Origin of the sequence: Anaeromyxobacter oryzae (assembly GCF_023169945.1) — a bacterium.
Classification (GTDB): Bacteria; Myxococcota; Myxococcia; order Myxococcales; family Anaeromyxobacteraceae; genus Anaeromyxobacter; species Anaeromyxobacter oryzae.
This window is the reverse complement of sequence record NZ_AP025591.1, coordinates 6,471,781-6,491,694: the sequence shown is the minus strand read 5'-3', so window position 1 is coordinate 6,491,694 and position 19,914 is coordinate 6,471,781. Positions and strand designations below refer to the sequence as shown.

Annotated in this window: 13 protein-coding genes; 8 read left to right on the top strand and 5 right to left on the bottom strand. The window is 77.2% G+C overall.

Annotated features, from left to right (window positions below; all coding sequences use genetic code 11):
* Positions 1–9: 9 nt before the first annotated feature.
* Positions 10–1,368, bottom strand: a complete 1,359-nt coding sequence (locus tag AMOR_RS28515; RefSeq protein WP_248357150.1) for a serine/threonine-protein kinase — start codon at positions 1,366–1,368, stop codon at positions 10–12.
* A 32-nt stretch (positions 1,369–1,400) separates the two neighbouring features.
* On the opposite strand from AMOR_RS28515, the gene AMOR_RS28510 reads away from it, so the two are divergent.
* On the top strand, positions 1,401–3,017 hold the full coding sequence (locus AMOR_RS28510; protein ID WP_248357149.1) for an OPT/YSL family transporter: 1,617 nt from the start codon (positions 1,401–1,403) through the stop codon (positions 3,015–3,017).
* Between the two features lie 18 nt (positions 3,018–3,035).
* On the opposite strand, the gene AMOR_RS28505 is transcribed toward AMOR_RS28510, so the two are convergent.
* Positions 3,036–6,929, bottom strand: a complete 3,894-nt coding sequence (locus AMOR_RS28505) for a serine/threonine-protein kinase (RefSeq protein ID WP_404800970.1) — start codon at positions 6,927–6,929, stop codon at positions 3,036–3,038.
* Positions 6,930–7,131: 202 nt separating this feature from the next.
* Here AMOR_RS28505 and AMOR_RS28500 point away from each other — a divergent pair, with 202 nt between their 5' ends.
* The 3 genes from AMOR_RS28500 (at position 7,132) to AMOR_RS28490 (ending at position 11,940) form a co-directional block, all read left to right on the top strand.
* A complete protein-coding gene (locus AMOR_RS28500) occupies positions 7,132–8,142 on the top strand; it encodes a hypothetical protein (protein ID WP_248357147.1) in 1,011 nt (336 codons plus the stop codon).
* Between the two features lie 19 nt (positions 8,143–8,161).
* A complete protein-coding gene (locus AMOR_RS28495) occupies positions 8,162–10,426 on the top strand; it encodes a PAS domain S-box protein (protein ID WP_248357146.1) in 2,265 nt (754 codons plus the stop codon).
* 131 nt (positions 10,427–10,557) lie between these two features.
* The gene (locus tag AMOR_RS28490; RefSeq protein ID WP_248357145.1) at positions 10,558–11,940 is read left to right on the top strand and encodes an aspartate kinase; all 1,383 of its coding nucleotides are present in this window, start codon (positions 10,558–10,560) and stop codon (positions 11,938–11,940) included.
* 33 nt (positions 11,941–11,973) lie between these two features.
* On the opposite strand, the gene hutH is transcribed toward AMOR_RS28490, so the two are convergent.
* Positions 11,974–13,494, bottom strand: a complete 1,521-nt coding sequence (hutH, locus tag AMOR_RS28485; RefSeq protein WP_248357144.1) for a histidine ammonia-lyase — start codon at positions 13,492–13,494, stop codon at positions 11,974–11,976.
* A 161-nt stretch (positions 13,495–13,655) separates the two neighbouring features.
* Here hutH and AMOR_RS28480 point away from each other — a divergent pair, with 161 nt between their 5' ends.
* The 4 genes from AMOR_RS28480 (at position 13,656) to AMOR_RS28460 (ending at position 19,034) form a co-directional block, all read left to right on the top strand.
* Positions 13,656–14,063 carry a ComEA family DNA-binding protein gene (locus tag AMOR_RS28480; RefSeq protein ID WP_248357143.1) on the top strand — a complete coding sequence of 136 codons (408 nt, stop codon included), beginning with the start codon at positions 13,656–13,658 and terminating at the stop codon, positions 14,061–14,063.
* 52 nt (positions 14,064–14,115) lie between these two features.
* Positions 14,116–15,774, top strand: a complete 1,659-nt coding sequence (locus AMOR_RS28475; RefSeq protein WP_263009832.1) for a zinc-ribbon domain-containing protein — start codon at positions 14,116–14,118, stop codon at positions 15,772–15,774.
* Between the two features lie 51 nt (positions 15,775–15,825).
* Positions 15,826–17,043, top strand: a complete 1,218-nt coding sequence (locus AMOR_RS28465; protein WP_248357142.1) for a glycosyltransferase family 2 protein — start codon at positions 15,826–15,828, stop codon at positions 17,041–17,043.
* A 383-nt stretch (positions 17,044–17,426) separates the two neighbouring features.
* Positions 17,427–19,034, top strand: a complete 1,608-nt coding sequence (locus AMOR_RS28460) for an amidohydrolase (RefSeq protein ID WP_248357141.1) — start codon at positions 17,427–17,429, stop codon at positions 19,032–19,034.
* On the opposite strand, the gene AMOR_RS28455 is transcribed toward AMOR_RS28460, so the two are convergent.
* The gene (locus AMOR_RS28455; protein WP_248357140.1) at positions 19,031–19,681 is read right to left on the bottom strand and encodes a CHAP domain-containing protein; all 651 of its coding nucleotides are present in this window, start codon (positions 19,679–19,681) and stop codon (positions 19,031–19,033) included. The genes AMOR_RS28460 and AMOR_RS28455 overlap by 4 nt on opposite strands.
* Positions 19,682–19,722: 41 nt before the next feature.
* The gene (locus AMOR_RS28450; protein WP_248357139.1) at positions 19,723–19,899 is read right to left on the bottom strand and encodes a hypothetical protein; all 177 of its coding nucleotides are present in this window, start codon (positions 19,897–19,899) and stop codon (positions 19,723–19,725) included.
* Between the last annotated feature and the right edge of the window lie 15 nt (positions 19,900–19,914).

The window sequence follows — 19,914 nt, the reverse complement described above, 5'->3', positions numbered from 1 at the left end:
GGTGGCGGGCTACGGCGCCGGCTCGAGGCCGTCGGCCGCCGCGGAGGTCGCGAAGAAGCCGGCGGGGGCGGGCCGGACCCACTCGGCGGTCCGGTAGACGGCGCCGCCCCCGCGCCGGTCGCCGGGGCCGAGCCGGATCTCGCCCGCGTGAACGCAGAGCTCCACGCGCGCCGCGGCGCCGGCCAGCGCGGCGAGATCCTGCTGCAGCGCGCGGCCGAGCGCGATCGCGTCGGCGCGCGCGGCGCGCCCCGGCGCGGCGCCGGCCGGCAGCACCTTCGTCGCGAGGAGCGCGTCGCCGGCCCGGACGTCCAGCTCGTATCCGGCGTCGGCCAGGCGGCGGGCCGCCTCCTCCTCGACGCCGACGAGCGCGATCGCGCCCTCCTCGTCGAGGTCGGCCGCGGGCTGGAACGCGACGTGGATCGCCGTCGCGCGGCCGGTCCGCTCGGCGCCGCGGCCGGCCTGACCGGCGGCGGCGCGGAGCGCCTCGAGGAACGCCGCCGCGGAGCTGAACCGATCCTCGGGGCGCTTCGCGAGCGCGCGCTCGACCACCGCGTCCACCGCGGCCGGGACGGGCGCGAGCCGGCCGGGGCGCGGCGCCGGCGCGGCGAGGTGCAGCCGCTCCAGCTCGAACGCGTCCTCGGACCAGAACGGCAGCTCGCCGGTGAGGAGCTGGTACAGAAGGACCCCGAGGGCGTACACGTCCGCCCGGGCGTCCACGGCCTGGCCGCGGATCAGCTCCGGCGCCATGGCGTGCGCGGAGCCGAGGCGCTGGCCCGCGGCGGTGAGGACGGGATCGTCCGGACCGGTGGACCGGGCGACGCCGAAGTCGAGGAGCTTCACCCGGGGTGGATCGCCGTCCTCCACGAAGACGTTGGACGCCTTCACGTCGCGGTGGACGACGCCCTCGCGGTGCGCGGCGTCGAGCGCGGCGCAGACCGGTCCGAGGATCTCGAGCGCCTCCGCGATCGGCATGCGCCCGCGGCCGGCGAGCAGGTCGAGCAGGCTCCGGCCGTCGAGCAGCTCCATCGCGACGAACGGGCGTCCGTCGGGGAGGATCCCGAGCTCGAGAATGTCCACGATGTTCGGGTGGCGGACGCGGGCGAGGATCCGCGCCTCGCGGACGAAGCGGCCCGCCATCTCCGGGGACGCGGCGAAGCCGCGGGAGAGCACCTTCACCGCGGCGCGCCGTCCCGACTCGCGATGCTCGGCGACGTACACCGTGCCGTGGCCGCCGCGGGCGAGGAGGGCGAGCAGCTCCCAGGCTCCTGCGCGCGCGCCCGGCGCCATCTCCTCGGGGTCCCCGTCGCGCGGCGGGACCGGGGGGGTCGAGCCGGGCAGGGGGATCGTCGCGTCGTCGTCGTGCACCATGATCCGCGGCTCCGGTCTACCATGGTTCCTCCGTGTCGCTCACCCCCTCCACCGTCCTGACCGGCGTCGCGCTCGGCGTGCTCCTCGCGGCCGGGAACGTCTACATGGGGCTGCGCACCGGCTTCTGGGAGATCGGCGTGGTGACCGCGTCGGTCCTCGCGGCGGCGCTGCTCGGCGGCGGGGGCCGGCGCGGCCGGGCGGTCGACGCGACCCTCGCCCAGTCACTCGCCACGTCGATGGGCGCGATCCCTGCGGCCGCGGGGCTCCTCGGCGCGGTGCCCGGCCTCGCGCTGCTCGGCCGGCCGCCGCCGGCCTGGGCCGTCGTGCTCCTCGGCGCCGGCGCGGCGGGCCTCGGTGTCGCCCTCGCGCACGCGCTCCGGCGGCGGCTGCTGGAGGACGAGGCGCTGCCCTTCCCGAGCGGCGTCGCGGCCGCGGAGCTGCTCGCGACCCGCGGCCGGAGCGCGCGCCCGCTGCTCGCCTCGGGGCTGGTGTCCGCCGCCGTCACCGCCCTCCGCGACGGGCCGGGGACGATCCCGGCGGCGCTCCTCGCACCCGGCACCGCGGGCGCGCTCGGCGCCGGGATCGCGATCTCCCCGATGCTCGTCGCGGTCGGCGCCCTCGTCGGCGTCGCGGGAGCGGCGTCCATCGGGCTCGGCGCGCTCGTCGCGTGGGCGGGCATCGCGCCCGCGCTGCTCCGGTCCGGGGCGGTGGCGGGCGCCGGGTTCGGCGAGCTCTCGGCCTGGCTCCTCTGGCCCGGCGTCGGGCTCATGCTCGGCGGCGCGGCGGTCGCGCTCGTGCGGGATCTCGCGGCGGCTGGCGGCGGCCTCTTGGACCTCGCGTCGCTCGGCCGGCGCGGCGGGCCGGGGTGGGCGTGGGCGGCGGTGGCCATCGCGGCGGCCGTCGCCACCGTCGCCGGCGTGCACGGCGCGTTCGGCCTCGGGGTCGCCGCGGCCGTGCTTGCCCTCGTGCCCGCCGTGCTCGCCACGATCGCGTGCGCGCGGTCCGCCGGGCGGACCGACGTCGCGCCGGCGGGTGAGCTCGGGCAGGCGGTGCAGGCCGCCGCGGGCGCCGCCGGGGCCGGCGCAGGGCCGGCGGCCGGCGCGGGCGCCGTCGCCGCGGGCGCGGCGGCCCAGGCGAGCGTGGCCCTCTGGTCGCTCCGCGCGGGCGCGCGGGTGGGAGCGCCGCCGGCGGCGCAGGCGCGGGCGCAGCTCGCGGGGGTGCTGCTCGGCTCGGCCGTCGCCATCCCGGTGTACGCGCTCCTCGTGGGGGCGCGGGGGCTCGGGACCGCGGCGCTGCCGGCGCCGACGGCGCTCCGGTGGCGCGCGCTCGCGGAGGTCGCGTCGGGTGCATCGGCGCTGCCCCGGGGGGCCGCGGTCGCCGCGATCGCCGGAGTCGCGCTCGGCGTCGCGCTCGAGCTGCTCGCGCGCGGCCGGCTCGCGGGCCGCCTCCCGTCCGCCGGTGCGCTCGGGCTCGGCTTCGTCGTCCCCGCGCACTACGCGGCCGCCATCGCGCTCGGCGCGCTGCTCGCGGGGCCGGTCCGGCGGCGCGCGGGCGAGGGCGGCCTCGAGGGCGTCGCGGCGGGCGCCATCGCCGGCGAGTCGGTCGCCGCGCTCGCGGCGTCCGCGGTCGCGGCGCTGCGAGGCGGGTGATCGCCTCCGCCCCGACGGTCACTCCGAGCGCGCCCGCGCGGTCGCGAGCGTCGCGCGGACCCGGTTCTCCATCACGTTCGGGATCACCTCGGCGAGCGCGAGCGCCTCGGCCGCCGCGGCCTCCCCATCGACGCGGCGCCCGGCCCGCAGCGCCGTCAGCGCGCGGAGCTCGTGCACCTCGATCGGCTCCTGCTCCACCGAGTGCGTCCGCGAGCGCGCGCAGAGGTCGGCCCAGTCCGCCTCGCCGCCGTCCGTCGCGGCGAGCTCGACCATCTCGGCCAGGATGCGGTCGGAGGGGCCGAGGAGCGCGCCCGGACGACCGTGGGCGGCGCGGGCCTCGACGTCGCGGATCTCGTCGAGGCGCTTCCGGGCGCCGGCGAGATCGCCGCGGTACGCGAGGAGGCGCGCGTGGAGGAGCCGCGCGACGGGGCGGGCCGCCACCTCGGGGTGGCGCCGCTCGATCTCGACCGCGCGGAGCACGTGCCCCTCGGCGCGAGCCAGGTCCGCCGACTGGTACAGCAGCTCGCCGAGGTTGAACTGGCCGACGTATTCGATCCCGACCATGCCGAGGTCGCGGCCGATGCGGAGGAACGCGCGCTGGTCCTCGAGGGCCAGGTCGAGCGCCCCGCGCGCGACCCACAGGTTCCGGCGGTTGTTGAGCGCGGAGGCGAGGTGGAGGGCGTCGCCGCGGCCGCGGGCGAGCGCGAGCGCGCGAGAGAGGGCCTTCTCGGCGTCGGCGGCGCGGCCGAGGTTCGGCAGCCCGAACCCGCCGACGAGGAGCGCGACGACCACCGTCTCGTAGCCGTCGTCGCCGAGCGGCTCCGCGAGGGCCGCCGCCGCCTCGACGGCGGCGACGCCCTCGCGCCAGCTCGCGGCGCGGAGGAGCGCGCGGCCGCGGGCGAGCTCGAGCCGCGCCGCCGTGAGCGGGGCGGTGTCGCCGCCGCCGAGCCGCTCCGCCTCCCGCACGCACTCCGCCGAGCGCGCGTAGTCGTTCATCCAGTCGAGCGCGGTCGCCTGCTCGAGGAGGCAGTCCACCTCGCCCGCGCGGTCGCCGAGCGCCCGCGCGCGCTCGACCGCGCCGGCGAGATCCGCGATCGCGTCGTCGTAGCGTCCGAGCCGGTACCGCACGACGCCGCGCCCGCGGAGCGCCACGAACTGGCCGCGTGCGTCCTCCCCGGCGAGCTGGGCGACCGCCCGCGTGTAGTGGGTCTCCGCCTCGAGGTAGGCGTGGCGGGCGCGCAGCCCCTCCGCCATGCGGAGCCACAGCGACGCCGCCTCGGCCCGCAGCCCGGAGGCCTCGGCGTGCGTCGCGAGGCGGGGCAGCCGGTCGTGCTCGGGCATGCCGGCGATGAGGTAGTGCCGGAACGCGGCGCGGTGGACCGCCCGGCGCTCCGCGTCCGCGGCCGAGCGGGCCACCGCCTCACGGAGGAGCGGGTGGCGGAACGCCATGCGCTCGCCGCGCGCGACGAGCACGCGGAGCTCCAGCAGCCTGCGCATGGCGACGTCCGGGTCCAGCGCCACGACGCCGCCCGAGCCCTCGCGGTCGAGCTCGGCGACGACGCCCGCCACCTCGTCGCGGGCGACCTCGTCCGCGAGCAGCGCGACGAGGCGCGCGTGCGCCGCGAGCGCCTCCGGCAGCCCCGCGATCTCGCGCTGCGCGAGCCAGTCCACGAGGGGCAGGCCGGGCAGGTTGTCCAGCTCGTCGGTCGCGACGTACCAGCTCCCCTCGGCGCCGCGCTGGCGCACGAGGCCAGCGGCGCGGAGGCCGCGGACGAGCTCGACGAGCAGGACGGGCACGCCCTGGGCCCGCTCGACGAGACGCGCGACGGCGCGCGCGGGCACGTTCTCCGCGGGCAGGAGGAGGCGGCGGCAGAGCTCGGCGGCGTCGTCGGCGGGGAGCGGCCCGAGGGTGAGCTGGACGGGGCGCGCGGAGCGCTCGCCGAGGCCCGGCCGCGCCACCGAGAGGGCCGGGCGGGCGAGGGCGCAGACGAAGAGCGGCGCCGCCGCCTCGGCCAGCGCCGCGTACTCGAGCGCGTCGAGGGCGGCGGCGTCGGCGAGGTGCGCGTCATCGACGAGGATGCAGACGGGGCGCGCGCGAGCGCGGGCGCGGAGCCCCTCGCCCGCCGCGCGCACGACCGCGGCGCGGAGCGCGCCGGGCGCCGCCCGCCACGGCCGCAGCGCGGGCGCCTCCGGGCCGATCCAGCCTAGGGCGAGCGCGACGGGTGCCCAGGCGTCGGCGACCTCCGGGAGCGCGGCGACGGCCGCCCGGCCGCCGTCCGCCGGCGGGGGGCCGCGCGTCGGCAGCCGCAGCGCCCAGACCAGCAGCGCGCGCAGGGTCTCGTCCGCGCCGACGGCGCCCTCGCGGGCGCGCACCTCGAGCACCTCCGGGCCGCCGCGCAGGGCGCGGAGCCGCGCCGCGAGCTCGGTCGCGAGCCGGGTCTTGCCCATGCCCGCCTCCGCCGTGACTGCCGCGATCGCCGGTGCGCTCCGCGCGAGCGCCTGCTCCGCCTCGGCGAGGAGACGATCGAGCACCGGATCGCGCCCGACGAGGGCGGGGTGGTGCCCGTCCGGATCGGTGCCGGCGACGATGCGCAGGACGCCCTCTCGCGGGCCCGGCGCGACGCCGGCCTCCGGCACGGCGGCGGCTGCGCCCGGCGTGAGGAGGACGCCCGGCGGGTCGTCGCGCCTCGGCGCCGAGGCGCCCGCGGCGGGCGGCAGGACGTAGCGCGTCCCCGCCGCGCCCTCGAGCACCGGCACCGTGGCGAGGTCGACGACGGCGCCGTTCGCGAGCCCCGCGGCGATGACGCCGGCCGCGCAGTCCAGCGCGAGCCGGACGGCGTTGTCCCGGGCGCCCGGCTCGAACACGAGGGCCACCTTGCCGGGCGACGTCGACGCGAGCCGCCCGCCGGCGGCCTCCGCCGCGCGGCGGATCGCGAGGAGGTCCGCGTCGGTCTGGAGCCGCACGACGCCGACCGTGCGCCGCGGCAGCCCGGGGGAGGGGGCACGCGCGGCAGCGGATCGCTCCGGCGCAGGCGCGCGCACGTCGGGCGTGGCGCCGGCGAACACGGTCCGGAGGGCCGCGCGGAGCGCGCCCCCGTCGGCGAACCGGGCCGCGGGCTCCTTCGCCAGGCACCGGAGGATCACCTCGTCGAGGCCCTGCGCGACCGGCGCCCTGTCCGACGGGCGCGTCGGCCGGAGGGCGAGGTGGGCCTGGCGCATCTCGGCGGGGCCGCCGTCGAAGGGGCGCTGGCCGGTGGCGAGCTCGAACAGGATCGCGCCCGCCGCGTAGACGTCGCTGCGGGCGTCCGCGGGATCTCCGCGCACCTGCTCCGGCGCCATGTACGCGGCGGTCCCGACGAACGCGCCGGGTGGCACCGCCGAGCGGACGGACGCGGGCGCCGGCCCGACCGCGAGGCCGAGGTCGACGAGGCGCGCCCGGTCGCCTTCGAGGAAGACGTGTCCCGGCTTGAGATCGCAGTGCGCCCAGCCGCTCCCGTGCAGCGCCGCGAGCGCGTCGGCGAGGGCCATCGCCGACGCCCGGAGCGCGGGATCGGGCAGCGGGCCCCGCGCCTCGGCGAGGCGCGTCGCGAGGCTCGGAACCTCGATGAGCTCGACGGCGATCCAGGGTGACCCGTCGGCGAGCTCGCCCGCCGAGAGCAGCGCGGGCGCGAGGCCGGCCGGCAGCGTCCGGAGCGCCGCCGCCTCCCGGACGAGCTGCGCGCGCGCCCAGGGGAGCTCGGCGCGGACGATCTTCACCGCCGCCGCGCGTCCATCCTGGCTTCGCCGCGCCGCGAGCACCTCGCCGAAGCCGCCGCGTCCGATCCGTCCGACGAGCTCGAACCCCGGGATGCCCCAGGCGTCCGGGATCACGGGCGTTGTGGGCGTCGGGGGCTCGTGCGGCACGCGGCGCATCATACGCCGGCGGGTCCGCGCGGACGGTGTAGGTGCCGAGCCTACGGCGTCGCGCCGTGCGCTTGCTTGGGTGACACTGGCGTCGCGTCCCGAGAACGAGGGCTGTCGTCCCCCGATCCCGGGCTTGAACATCCGCGGTCACCGCAGTCCACCGCACCGGGCGCGCCGCCCGCGTGCCGCCCACGCCGAAGTGAGGAGCGCCATGTCGAACCGAATCCACGTCTACGCCGTCGTCGCCGCAACCGTCCTGCTCGCCGCCTGCGCACCCGCGAACACGCCGGAGGACGGGATGCCGGCGCAGGGGCTCATCACCGCCGCGGCCACCGATTCGAACGGGATCATGACCAACGGCATCATGACGAACGGGATCATGACCAACGGCATCATGACGAACGGGATCATGACCAATGGCATCATGACGAACGGGATCATGACCAACGGGATCATGACGAACGGCATCATGACCAACGGGATCATGACCAACGGGCTCGCGCCCGGGTACGAGGGGACGAACGGGCTGGCGGCCAACGGGCTCACCCCTGAGGGCCTCGACACGGACACGTTCCACGGCTGGTTCGTCCAGAACACGTCCTACTCCGACATGGTGATGCGCTACGTCGTGAAGTGCGCGCTCCCGCTCGACGCGACGCTCTCGTACGAGACCGACGGCGCGTCCTACGCGTGGCCGGGCGGCCTCGGCCTGGCGCCGCGCTGGGCGGCCGGCGAGGCCATCGGCGCGGACGAGCAGGAGCTCGTGTCGGCGTGTCTCGCCGCCCACACGAACGGCCTCGGCCGCCACGTCACCATCTCCGTCCGCGGGTACAAGGCCGACGGCACGACCATCGAGGTGACGCCGGAGGAGGACGCCGGGTGGCGGTTCCACGAGGCCTGCTTCATGGGCAACCTCTTCGACGGCGCCGGCGTCGGCATCGGCCTCGAGCCCGACTCGCTCCAGAGCGACGTGACGACGCCCCGCGGCTGCGCCGCCGAGTTCGGCATCCCCGGGGACTGCTCGCCGATGGTCCACGTCGGCATGTGCTCCGATCTCTGCACGCTGGGGGAGGACGGGAAGACGTACACGTCCTGCACCGTGAACGGGCGCGCGTACCGGGCGATCCAGGTCTTCCTCCAGGACCCCGACGTGTACCGCTGCGGCGACGGCACCTGCCAGTTCACCGAGAGCGCGGACACCTGCCCGGCGGACTGCCAGTAGCACGGGAGGAGCGCACGCCATGATCGCCTCCTCCGAGCAGGTCACACCCGGCTGCGGCGTCCCCCCGGACGAGCTCGTCGCCGGCCCCGGCCGACCCTCCCTGTTCTGGATCTCCGCCGCCCGCTCCGACCGCCTCGGCCAGTCCCTCCGGCTCGACGCGGACGAGATCTCCATCGGCCGCGCCGACGCGTCCGATCTCGTCGTCGACGACCTCGGCGCCTCGCGCCGCCACGCGCGCCTCGCCCACACGCCGGACGGCGAGTGGATCCTCACCGACGCCGGGTCGACCAACGGCACGTACGTGAACGGCGTGAAGATCCTGTCCACGCCGCTCCGCGAGGGCGACAAGATCCAGCTCGGCACCGTCAGCGCGTTCCGGTTCTCGTTCCGCGAGGCGCTCGAGGAGCGCGAGGACCGGCTCGCCCGGGCGCTCCGCGCCACCGGCATCGGCGCGTTCGACTGGAACCGCACCACCCGCGACGTGGCGCTCTCCGGCGGCGCCGAGCGGCTCCTCGCGGAGGGGCGCGGCTTCTGGCCCTCCGTGCACCCGAACGATCGCGAGCGGCTCTCCGGCCTCCTCGACGAATCCGCCGGGTCCGGACGCCGCTTCGAGGGCGAGTTCCGCCTCGCCGGCCCCGACGGCGTGCGCTGGTACATGCTGCGCGGCGAGCCGTTCCAGGGGCAGGACGGCGCCGTCACCCACGTCGCCGGCTCGCTCGTCGACGTCACGTCCCGCAAGCTCGCCGAGGCGGAGCTGCGCCGCCAGGCGGCGCTCTTCGAGAGCCTCCTCGACGCGGTCGTGGTGATGGACCTGCAGGGGCAGATCATCGACTGGAACCGCCGCGCCGAGGGGCTGTTCGGGCACGCGAAGCGGGACGCCGTCGGCCGCCGCGCCGACGAGCTCCTCGGCCCGACGGGCGGCGACGTCGCCCGTGAGCCCACGGTCCTCCTGCCGCTCCCGGGCGAGCCCTCCGGCGCCCGCGAGGTGACGCTGCGCCGCAAGGACGGGCGCGAGGTCGTGGCCGAGCTCGTGGTCGTCCCGCTCAAGGACGCGGCCGGCCGGCACGTCGCGGACGTCGCCATCTACCGCGACGTCACGGAGCGGAAGCAGCTCGAGGCGCGCCTCCGGCTCGCGGACCGCATGGCCGCGCTCGGCACGCTCGCCGCCGGCGTCGCCCACGAGATCAACAACCCGCTCGCGTTCGTCCTCGGCAACATCGTGTTCCTCGAGGGCGCGCTCCCCCGCGCCGGCGGCGACGCCGCTGCGCCCCCCGAGCTCACGACGGCCCTCGCCGACGCCAAGACGGGCGCCGAGCGGATCCGGTCCACCGTCCGCGACCTGCTCGACCTCGCCCGGACGCGCGAGGCCGAGGCGGTGACCGACGTGGACGTGAACGGCGCGCTGGAGTTCACCCTCAAGATCGCCGAGCCGCAGCTCCGGCACCGCGCGCGGATCGTGAGGCGCCTCGACGCGGTCCCGCGGGTCGCCGCGCCCGAGTCCCGGCTCGGCCAGGTGTTCATGAACCTCGTCATCAACGCGGCCCAGGCGATCCCCGAGGGCGAGCCTGCGAGGAACGAGGTGCGGATCGCGACGCGCTACGACGCCGTGACCGAGTCGGTCGTCGTCGAGATCTCGGACACCGGCGTCGGCATCGCGCCGGAGGACCAGCGGCGGATCTTCGACCCGTTCTTCACCACGAAACCCGTCGGGCAGGGCACCGGGCTCGGGCTCTCGATCTGCCACTCCATCGTCGGCTCGCTGGGCGGCGACATCCAGGTGGACAGCGCGCCCGGCCGCGGCGCGACCTTCCGCGTGCGGCTCCCCGCGTCCGCGCGGCCGGCGCGCCTCGGCGCCGTCCCGGACCGCGCCGCCGCCGCGGCGGGCCTGCGCATCCTCGTGGTCGACGACGAGCCGCTCGTCGCGAGCGTCATCCAGCGGCTGCTCGCCGGGCGGCACGAGGTCGTCACGGCGACCCGCGCGGGCGAGGCGCTGCTGCTGCTCCGCGCGGGCGCGCGGTTCGACGCCATCCTCTCGGACCTGCTCATGCCGGAGATGACGGGCATGGAGCTCTTCGAGACGCTCGGCGCGGAGCTGCCGGACCAGGCGGCGCGGATGGTGTTCATGACGGGCGGCGCCTACACCGACCTCGCGCGCGCGTTCGTCTCGCGCCAGAAGGCGCGGGTCATCCCGAAGCCCATCGATCTCGACGAGCTCGACCGCGTGCTCGCCGAGGTCGCGCGCACGGACCGGGACGGCCGCTCCGCCCACGGCGGCGAGGGGTGAGGGCGTCCGGGCGGGTGGCCTCCGGGCCGCCCCCCGGCAGTCCAGGACGACGCAGCGTGGCGCGGGCCGGAGATCCGGGTATCATCCCGGGTCCTCGGCCCCTCCACCCCTCACACACCCGGGAACCTCGGATGATCAGCGTCGAAAAGATCGGCGGCACCTCGATGTCTCGCTTCGACGAGGTGCTGAAGAACATCATGCTGCGCGACCCGAAGGCCGTGAACGGGCGCGTCTACGTGGTGTCCGCCTACTCCGGCGTGACGAACCAGCTCCTCGAGCACAAGAAGACCGGCGAGCCCGGCATCTACGCCCGCTTCACGAGCGGCGGCGACTACGCGACGGCCCTCGAAGGCCTCACCCAGAAGCTGAAGGGCATCAACAAGGAGCTGGCGCCGCTCGGGCTCGACCTCGCGGCCGCCGACGGGTTCATCGAGAAGCGCATGCGGGAGCTGCGCGCCTACCTCGACTCGATGCGCCACGTCCTCGCGAGCGGCTACGTCCGCCGCGAGAGCGTCCTCCTCGCCGCGCGGGAGATGCTCGCCGCCGTGGGCGAGGCGCACAGCGCGTTCAACAGCGTCGAGATCCTCAAGGCGAAGGGCGTGAAGGCGATGCTCCTCGATCTGTCCGGGTTCGACGACGACGAGCCGCTCACGATCGACGAGCGGATCCACGAGTCCTTCAAGGGCGTCGACCTCCGGTCGCAGGTGGTGGTGGTCACCGGCTACACGAAGGGCGTCGAGGGCATCATGCGGGAGTTCGACCGCGGGTACTCCGAGGTGACCTTCAGCAAGGTCGCCGTCGAGCTCAAGGCGACCGAGGCGGTCATCCACAAGGAGTTCCACCTGTCCTCCGCCGACCCGGAGCTGGTCGGCGCCCCGAACGCGGTGGTCGTCGGGATGACCAACTACGACGTCGCGGACCAGCTCGCGGACGTCGGCATGGAGGCGATCCACCCGAAGGCCTCGAAGCCGATGGAGCTCGCCGGGATCCCGATCCGGCTGAAGAACACCTTCGAGCCCGAGCACCCGGGCACGCTCATCACGAAGGACTACGTCGGCACGAAGGCCCGCATCGAGGTGATCGCCGGGTCGCCGAAGGTGATCGCCGTCGAGATCCACGATCCGTCCATGGTCGGCACCGTCGGGTTCGACCTCGGCGTGATGGAGATCTTCAAGCGGCACGGCGTCTCGTACATCCTCAAGGCGACCAACGCGAACTCGATCACGCACGTGGTCTGGGAGAAGTCGGTCAGCTCGGCCTTCCTGGAGGAGCTCGAGAACGAGTACGAGATCGTGACCGCGGTCCCGTCGGCGATCGTGTGCGTCATCGGCACGAACATCGCCTTCCCGGGCGTCCTCGCCCGCGCCGCGCAGGCGCTCGCGGACAGCAAGATCAACGTGAACGCGTTCTCGCAGTCGCTCCGGCAGACGAACATGCAGTTCGTCATCAACCGGGACGACTACAAGAAGGCGGTCATCGCGCTGAACCAGGCGCTCTGCCTCGAGAAGCTGTAGCGGCCTGCGGGCGCCCCCCCGGGCGCCTCCGCCTCAGACCGCGAGCGCGCCCCCGTCGACGAGCCGGCACACGGCCTCGATGTCGCGGTGCAGCTCGCGGTCCTCCTCGAGCCGCGGCACGACGGCCCGGATGCGGCGGTGCGCCTCGGCGACGGGCGCGGCGGGCCGGAGCGGCGCGCGCAGGTCGATGGCCTGCGCCGCGACGAGCAGCTCGATGGCGAGGCAAGTCCGGACGTTCTCGACGATCTGGCGCGCCTTCAGCGCCGCCGTCATCCCCATCGAGACGTGGTCCTCCCGTCCGGCCGAGGACGGGATCGAGTCGACCGAGGCCGGGTGGCAGAGGACCTTGTTCTCGGAGACGAGCGCCGCGCTCGTCACCTGGGCGATCATGAAGCCGGAGTTCAGGCCGTGCCGCGGCGCGAGGAACGGCGGGAGCCCGGACAGCGACGGGTTCACGAGCTGCTCGACGCGGCGCTCCGAGATCGCCGCGAGGTGCGAGGCCGCGATGCCGAGCACGTCGAGCGCCAGCGCCACCGGCTGGCCATGGAAGTTGCCGCCGGAGACGATCTCGCCGGTATCGGGGAAGACGAGCGGGTTGTCGGTCGCGGCGTTCACCTCGCGGCCGAGCACCTGCCGGCAGAACGAGAGCCCGTCGCGCGTGGCGCCGTGCACCTGGGGCATGCAGCGGAGCGAGTAGGGGTCCTGGACCTTGTGGCACCCGGGCCCCTGGTGGGAGGCGTTGATCTCCGACCCCTCGAGCAGCGCACGGAGCCGCGCTGCGCTCACCACCTGCCCGAGCTGCCCGCGGGCCGCCTGGATCTCCGCCGCGAACGGCCGCTGCGAGCCGAGCAGCCCCTCGAGCGTCATGGCGCCGGCGAGATCGGCCATGTCCGCGAGGCGCTCGGCCCGGAGCAGCGCGAGCGTCCCCACCGCCGCCATCGCCTGGGTGCCGTTCACGAGCGCGAGGCCCTCCTTCGGCTGGAGGATCACGGGCGCGAGGCCGGCGCGCCGGAGCGCCTCGCGCGACGGCAGCCGCTCCGGCGCCGCGCCCGGGGGTGCGAGGAACGCCTCGCCCTCGCCGATGAGGACGAGCGCGAGGTGGGCGAGGGGCGCGAGATCGCCGGACGCGCCGACCGACCCGCGCTCGGGCACGACCGGGACCACGCCGCGCTCGAGCAGCGCGACGAGCAGGTCGAGGGTCTCCTCCCGGATCCCGGAGACGCCCTTCGCGAGGACGTTGGCGCGGAGCAGCACGAGGGCGCGGGCCTCCTCGAGCGGCAGCGGCGCGCCGACGCCGGCGGCGTGGGACAGCACGAGGTTTCGCTGCAGCCGCTCGAGGTCGGCGCGGTCGATCCGCACCTCGGCGAGCGTCCCGAACCCGGTGTTGATGCCGTAGTGCGCCTCGCCGTCCTCGAGCCTGGCCTCCACGAGCGCCCTCGCGCGGCGCACGCGGTCGCGCGCCTCGGGGGCGATCTCGGCGCGCGCGCGGGCGTGCGCGACCGCGAGCACCTCGTCGAGGGTGAGGGTGTCGCCGTCGAGGAGGACGTGTTCCATCGGGACGCTCCGCGCCGCCGCCGGGCCCCGGGCCTCCGGGCCGGCGCGGCCGGGTCGAGGGTACCCCCGTCGCGCGAGGCCCGCGCGGTCTTCGCGAGGTCGCACCCGGTGGGTCGCGCCCCGGCCGCGCGCCCGGCGCGGGTCTTGCTCCCCGGCGCGCCATGGCACCGCGCCGCCTGGCCCTCCCGCTCCTCCTCGCCGCCTCCCTGCTCCCCGCCGCGCTCCGCGCCCGGCTGGAGCGACCAGCCGCGCGATCCGCGTGCGCGCCCGCCGGTCTCGGCGAGCCGCCCCGTCACTGGCTCGGCTGCGCGACGGACCCCGGTCCGCGGCGCGCCCTCGCTGCCGACGAGCGGCTCGTGCTGGGTCTCCCCATCGATCCCAACACCGCGTCCGCGCGCGAGCTGGCGTTCGTGCCGGGGCTCGGCCGACGCCTCGCCGACGACATCGTGGCCGATCGTGCGCGGGAGGGTCCTTACCGCTCCGTCGACGACCTGGACCGCGTCCGGGGCATCGGACCGCGCCGGCTCGCCCGGGCGCGCGCGGCGCTCGCCGTCGCTCCCGACCCGTAGCGACGCGGCCTGCCCTGGGGTACGCTGCGCGCGACTGGAGGGTCGATCGTTGGTGATCCGCTGCGAACGCTGCTCGACGCTCTACGAGCTCGACGAGGCGCTGCTCGCGCCCGAGGGCTCGCCCGTGCAGTGCACGCGGTGCCAGCACGTCTTCACGGCGCGCCCGCCGCAGACGGCCGGGCTGACGCTCGCCGACGTGCCCGCCCCCCGTGAGCCCGCGCCGGAGCCCCCGGCGAATGCGGCGTCCACGCCCGTTCCCGAGCCGGCGGCCGCGCCCGCCCCCGACGTCGCGTCTCCGGCCGTTCCCGAGCCGGCCCGGAGCCCGGTGCCGCCCCCGGGCCCGGCGTCGCCGCCGTCCGGCCCGCGCGCCCCGGTGAGCGACGCGCCGCGCGGCGTCCGCGCCGGGCCCGCCGTCTACCGGCCGGCGCCCGGGCAGCTCCCGGCGCAGCGCGGGCCCGTGCTCCGCCGGGACAGCGTCGGGACGATCGAGTCGCGGCTCCGGTGGAGCGCCCGGGTGAAGTGGCTCGTGCCGGTCGCCGTCCTCGTCGTGGTCGCGCTCGCCGGGGCGGCCTGGCTCTTCCTCGCGAACCGCCGGGATCCGCGCGCCGCGCAGCTCGACGCCGAGGCGCTCGCGCTCGTCGCGCAGGACGACGCCGCGAGCCTCGACGCCGCCGTCCAGCGCCTCGACGACGCGATCCGCTCCGCGCCGCGCGCGAAGACCCTCGTCGCGGACCGCGCGCTCGCGCAGGCCCTCCAGGCTGCGGCGCTCGCCGAGGACGGCGCGGCGCTCGCGGCCCGCGCCGCGGTGCTCTCGGCCGAGCGCGAACGGCTGCGCCGCGAGGCGTCGCCGGGGTGGGAGATCGCCGAACGGGCGGTTGCAGCGGAGGCGGACGCGGTCGGCGGAGAGGTGCGCGCCGGCGACGAGCGCGCCCGCGCGCTCGGAGCCGCGGCGCTCGCCGCGCTCGTGCCGCTCGAGGACACCCGGGGGCCGGAGGTGGCGCGCGCCCTCGCGAACGCACACGCCCTCGCCGGCGATCGCGAGCTCACGCACCGGGCGGCGCTCGCCGCGCGGGCGGCAGTGCCGGACGATCCGTGGGCGGCGCTCGCGGAGGCGTCGCTGGATGCGCGATCGCAGGATCGCGCCGCGCGGGAGAAGGCTGCTGTCGCGCTGTCCGCGATCGTCGAGCATCACCCGGAGGTGATCCGCGCCCGGTACCTGCTCGCCCGGACCCAGGCCGAGCTCGGTCGGCGGGCCGAGGCGCTCGCCACGCTCGACCGCGCGCTCGCCGCGAACCCGCACCACGACCGCGCGAAGGCGCTGAAGGCCGAGCTGTCCCGTCACCCGGCGCCCGCCGGGGTCGCCTCGCCGGCGCCCGCAGCGTCCTCGCCGCCGGCCGGCGCGGGGAACGCCGCCGCCCTGCCGCGGAAGCCCGTTGCCCAGCCCGTCGTCGTCGCGCCCACGGCGCCGCCGCTGCCCGCGCCGGCCGTGGGCGGCCCGCAGCCCGCGGCCCCCCGCCCCGGTGCGCCCGCGCCGGACGGCCTGTCCGTGACCCTGCAGCCCGCTCCGGTGCCGTCGCCCTCGCCCGCGACCCCCGCGCCGGGCGGCCCGCAGGGCGTGCTCGTCCCGTCCGCGGCGCCTGCGCCCGCGCCGCGGACGTCACCCGCGCCCACCGCGCACGAGGCGGGCGAGCCGGCCGGCGGCGGCGGATAGCCCCGCACGGCACCAGACGCGTGGCCCGCGCGTTGCTCTGGCGCGCCCGCGATGGAACTCCTCTTCTGGATCGCGCTCGGCCTCGTCGCCTTCAGCTACGTCGGTTACCCCATCGTGCTCGCCGCCTGGGACGGTGCCCGGGAGGTGCTGTCCGGGCTCCACTTCGTCTCCGGCGGCCCCGACCGGCGCCGCCGGCGCGAGGCGGAGGCGTGGCCGCGCGTGTCGATCGTGTTCGCCGCGTACAACGAGGCGGCGTGCATCCGCGCGAAGGTCGAGAACTGCCTCGCCCTCGACTACCCGGCGGACCGGATCGAGATCGTGATCGGCTGCGACGGCTGCACCGACCGCACCGTCGAGCTCGCGCGCGCCGCCGGCGGCGGGCGGGTCGTCGTCCACGACCTCTCGCCGCGCTCGGGCAAGGCGAGCGTCCTGTCGCGCCTCGTCCCCGCGGCGACCGGCGACGTCGTGGTCCTCACCGACGCGAACGTGATGCTGGAGCCCGGCGCGATCGGGGCCCTCGCGCGGCGGTTCCGCGACGCGTCGGTCGGCGCCGTGGTCGGACGCCTCCGGCTCTACAACCCGACGCGCCGCGAGTACGAGGAGAGCGCCTACTGGAAGTACGAGACGGCCCTCAAGTACTGGGAGGGGAAGCACGGCTGCGTCGTCGGCGCGAACGGCGGGATCTACGCCATCCGCCGCCTCCTCTTCGCGCCGATCGCGCCCGACACGATCACCGACGACTTCGTGATCCCGGCCCGCATCGCCGCCCGCGGCTGGCGCGTGCCGTTCGAGCCCGACGCCGTCGCCCACGAGGAGACGACCGAGGACGCCACCCGCGAGTTCGTCCGGCGCGCCCGGATCGGCGCGGGCAACTGGCAGGCCCTCGTGCGGGTCCCCGAGCTGCTCGACCCGCGCACCGGGTTCCTCTGCTTCGCCTTCGTCTCCCACAAGCTGCTCCGCTGGGCGACGCCGTTCCTGCTCGCCGCCGCGGTCCTCGCGAACGGGTTCCTCGCGGCCCGCCCGGGCGCGTGGGGGTACCGCGCGATCTTCCTCGCGCAGGCGGCGTTCTACGGGCTCGCGGTGGCGGGCTGGTCGGGGTACGCGGGCCTCGCGCGGCCGCTCCGCCGCGTCGCCTCCCTCGCGCACTACTTCGTCGCGATGAACGCGGCGCTGGCGGTGGGTCTCTGGCGGTTCGCGCGAGGGACGCAGCGGGCGACGTGGCAGAGGACGGAGAGGACCACGGGGCCGGGGAGCATCGGGGCTGCGTGACGGACGATACGCGGGCGTCCACCCCGTGCCCGTAAACGTGACCGTACACGTGCCCGGGTCTCTCCGTGGCCGTGCCCCCCCTCCCGTGGCCCGTGGCCCCTGGTCCGTGCCCGACGTCCGACGCCCGCCCCCGACCCCCGACGCCCGACGCCCGACGCCCGCCCCCGACGCCCGACCCCCGGGCGTCTGAGCCCGACGCGGCCGCGACCGCGCCGGACCCCGCGGCCCTCCGCCGAACGGGCACGGTTCACGGTCCAGGGGCCACGGGAATCGGGTGACGGGCACGGGGGCGGGCACGTGTACGGGCACGGCCACGGGCCGGCCGCCGGCACGCCACGTCGCCGCGCTGACATCGGCCTCGCGCGGCGGTAGACCCGGTCGCGATGCGCCCCTCCGACCTCCTCGTCGCCGGCACGATCCACACGCTGGACCCCGCGCGGCCTCTCGCCGGCGCGGCCCTCCTGCGTGATGGCCGCATCGCGTGCCTCGGATCCGAGGCCGAGTGCGCCGCGCGCGCGACCCCGGGCGCGCCGCGGCTCGCGCTCGGCGCGGGGTGTGCGATCCCAGGCCTCGTCGACGCCCACGGGCACGTCTTCTGGCTGGGCCGCGCCGCCCTCGAGGTGAGCTGCGCCGGGGCGGCGAGCGCGGAGGCGTGCGCGGCGCTCGCGGCCGAGCGGGCGCGGAGCACGCCCGCGGGCCGGTGGATCCGCGGGCGCGGGTGGGACCAGAACCGCTGGCCCGGCGCCGCGTTCCCGGACGCGGAGCTCCTCTCCCGCGCCGTCCCGGGGCACCCGGTCTTCCTGACGCGCGTCGACGGACACATGGCGTGGGTGAACGGAGCCGCGCTCGAGGCGGCCGGGATCGGGGCCGGGACGGCGGATCCGCCCGGCGGGCGCATCGCGCGCGACGCCGCGGGCCGCCCCACCGGGCTCCTCGTCGACACGGCGATGGACCTCGTCCTACGGACGCTGCCCCGGCCCGCGCCCGCGGAGCGCGAGGAGGCGCTCCTCGCCGGCCTCCGGGCGCTCGCGTCGCTCGGCCTGACCGGCGTGCACGACGCCGGCTGCGAGCCGGACGTGCTCGACGCGTACCGCCGGCTCGCGGCTGCGGACCGGCTGCCGCTCCGCGTGTACGCGATGATCGACGGGACCGTGCCGCTCCCGGAGCTCGAGCGCGCGCTCGCGGCGTGGCGGGAGACGCCCGAGGTCGGGCTGCTCGAGGTCCGCGCGGTGAAGCTCTACGCGGACGGCGCGCTCGGGAGCCGCGGCGCGGCGCTCCTCGACGACTACGCCGACGACCCCGGGAACCGCGGCCTCCTGCTCGAGCCGCTCGAGGCGCTCCGCGCGAAGCTCGTCGCCGTGGTCCGCGCCGGGTTCCAGCCGGCGATCCACGCCATCGGCGACCGGGCGAACCGCGAGGTGCTCCACGCGCTCCGCGAGGCCGGCGAGGCGGCGCGGGCGCTCCGGCCGCGCATCGAGCACCTCCAGATCCTCCAGGCGTCGGACCTGCCCGTCCTCGCCGCGACCGGCGCCATCGCCTCCATGCAGCCCGTCCACGCGACGAGCGACGGTCCCTGGGTCGCGGCGCGCCTCGGCGCGGGTACCTCGCGCCTCGCGGGTGCGTACGCCTGGCGATCCGTCTCTCGCGCGGGCGCGGTGCTCGCCTTCGGCTCGGACTTCCCGGTGGAGGCGCCGGACCCGCGGGCGGGGCTCCACGCCGCCGAGACCCGCCGGACCGCCGACGGGACGCTCTTCCAGCCGGAGGAGGCGGTCTCGCGCCTCGAGGCGCTCCGGGCCTTCACGGCGGGGGCCGCGTACGCCGCCTTCGCGGAGGGGCGGCGCGGGACGCTTCGCGAGGGCCTGGACGCGGACCTGACGCTCTTCGGGGAGGACGTCCTCGCGGTGCCGCCGGAGGCGCTCCCGCACCTCACCGTGACGCACACGATCGTCGGCGGCCGGATCGCGTTCGAGCGGGGCGTGGCGAGGCGCTAGAGCAGCGTCGCGTAGCCGACGAGGAGCCGCCCGGCCGGGAGGCGGCCGCCGCCGACCACGAGCAGATCGTTCAGCGCCCGGCCCCCCTCGGCGCGCGTCTTCCAGGCCTGCGCCGCGTTCACGCGGATGCGCGCGACGCCCCGCTCGGTCCGGTGGAGGAGGAGGGCGGTGCCGTCGGGTGACACGGACTCGACGAGGCCCACGTGCTCGGCGGGGCCGCCGGGTCGCTCCGCGAGGAAGGCGAGGTCGCCGGGGGCCGGGCGCGTCCGGCGGAGCGTTCCGGCGGTGCGGGCGAGGGCGAGGAGGGCACGGGCGTCCGCGTCCGCGGCGACCGGCGCACCCCCGGCGTCCAGCGAGGCCCGGACGAGCGCGGCGCAGCCGTCGCCGTAGGCGACGCCGCCCACGACGATCTCGCGGGCGCCGACGAGGTGCGCCGCGGTGTCGAGCGCGCGGCGGACGGCGACGTCGTGCGGGGCGCGGGCCTGCACCGGGCGCGAACCGGTGGCCGGGCCGGCACCCGGGTTACGGGTGCCGGCCCGGGCCGGGGCGGGCGGGGGCAGGGGGTTGCCGCGGGCCGCGCGGGTCCCGCTCGCGCAGCCCGCCGCGAGGAGGGCCAGCGCGAGGAGCGACGTGCGCGGCGGCGACATCGAGGTCGGATGCTATCCGCGATGGAGACCGCGTCCAGTTTTCACCCGCGGCGCTCGGCTCGCCGGCACCCGCGGAGCCCGATCGACACGCGCACGACGCCGATCCCGAGCAGCGGCAGCATCCGCACGAGCACCTTCCGCCGGTGCGGCGGGCCGTAGCCATGGGAGGCCCGGGTGAGGGGGGCGCAGAAGGCTTTCGCTCGTCTCGCGCGCTCCATCGAGCTAATTACCTC

What these genes read in the sequence shown, in the direction of transcription:
- AMOR_RS28515 (WP_248357150.1), bottom strand. Translation starts at nt 1,368, where the DNA reads ATGGTGCACGACGACGACGCGACGATCCCCCTGCCCGGCTCGACCCCC.
- AMOR_RS28505 (WP_404800970.1), bottom strand. Translation starts at nt 6,929, where the DNA reads ATGCGCCGCGTGCCGCACGAGCCCCCGACGCCCACAACGCCCGTGATC.
- AMOR_RS28500 (WP_248357147.1), top strand. Translation starts at nt 7,132, where the DNA reads ATGTCGAACCGAATCCACGTCTACGCCGTCGTCGCCGCAACCGTCCTG.
- AMOR_RS28495 (WP_248357146.1), top strand. Translation starts at nt 8,162, where the DNA reads ATGATCGCCTCCTCCGAGCAGGTCACACCCGGCTGCGGCGTCCCCCCG.
- AMOR_RS28490 (WP_248357145.1), top strand. Translation starts at nt 10,558, where the DNA reads ATGATCAGCGTCGAAAAGATCGGCGGCACCTCGATGTCTCGCTTCGAC.
- hutH (WP_248357144.1), bottom strand. Translation starts at nt 13,494, where the DNA reads ATGGAACACGTCCTCCTCGACGGCGACACCCTCACCCTCGACGAGGTG.
- AMOR_RS28480 (WP_248357143.1), top strand. Translation starts at nt 13,656, where the DNA reads ATGGCACCGCGCCGCCTGGCCCTCCCGCTCCTCCTCGCCGCCTCCCTG.
- AMOR_RS28465 (WP_248357142.1), top strand. Translation starts at nt 15,826, where the DNA reads ATGGAACTCCTCTTCTGGATCGCGCTCGGCCTCGTCGCCTTCAGCTAC.
- AMOR_RS28460 (WP_248357141.1), top strand. Translation starts at nt 17,427, where the DNA reads ATGCGCCCCTCCGACCTCCTCGTCGCCGGCACGATCCACACGCTGGAC.
- AMOR_RS28455 (WP_248357140.1), bottom strand. Translation starts at nt 19,681, where the DNA reads ATGTCGCCGCCGCGCACGTCGCTCCTCGCGCTGGCCCTCCTCGCGGCG.
- AMOR_RS28450 (WP_248357139.1), bottom strand. Translation starts at nt 19,899, where the DNA reads ATGGAGCGCGCGAGACGAGCGAAAGCCTTCTGCGCCCCCCTCACCCGG.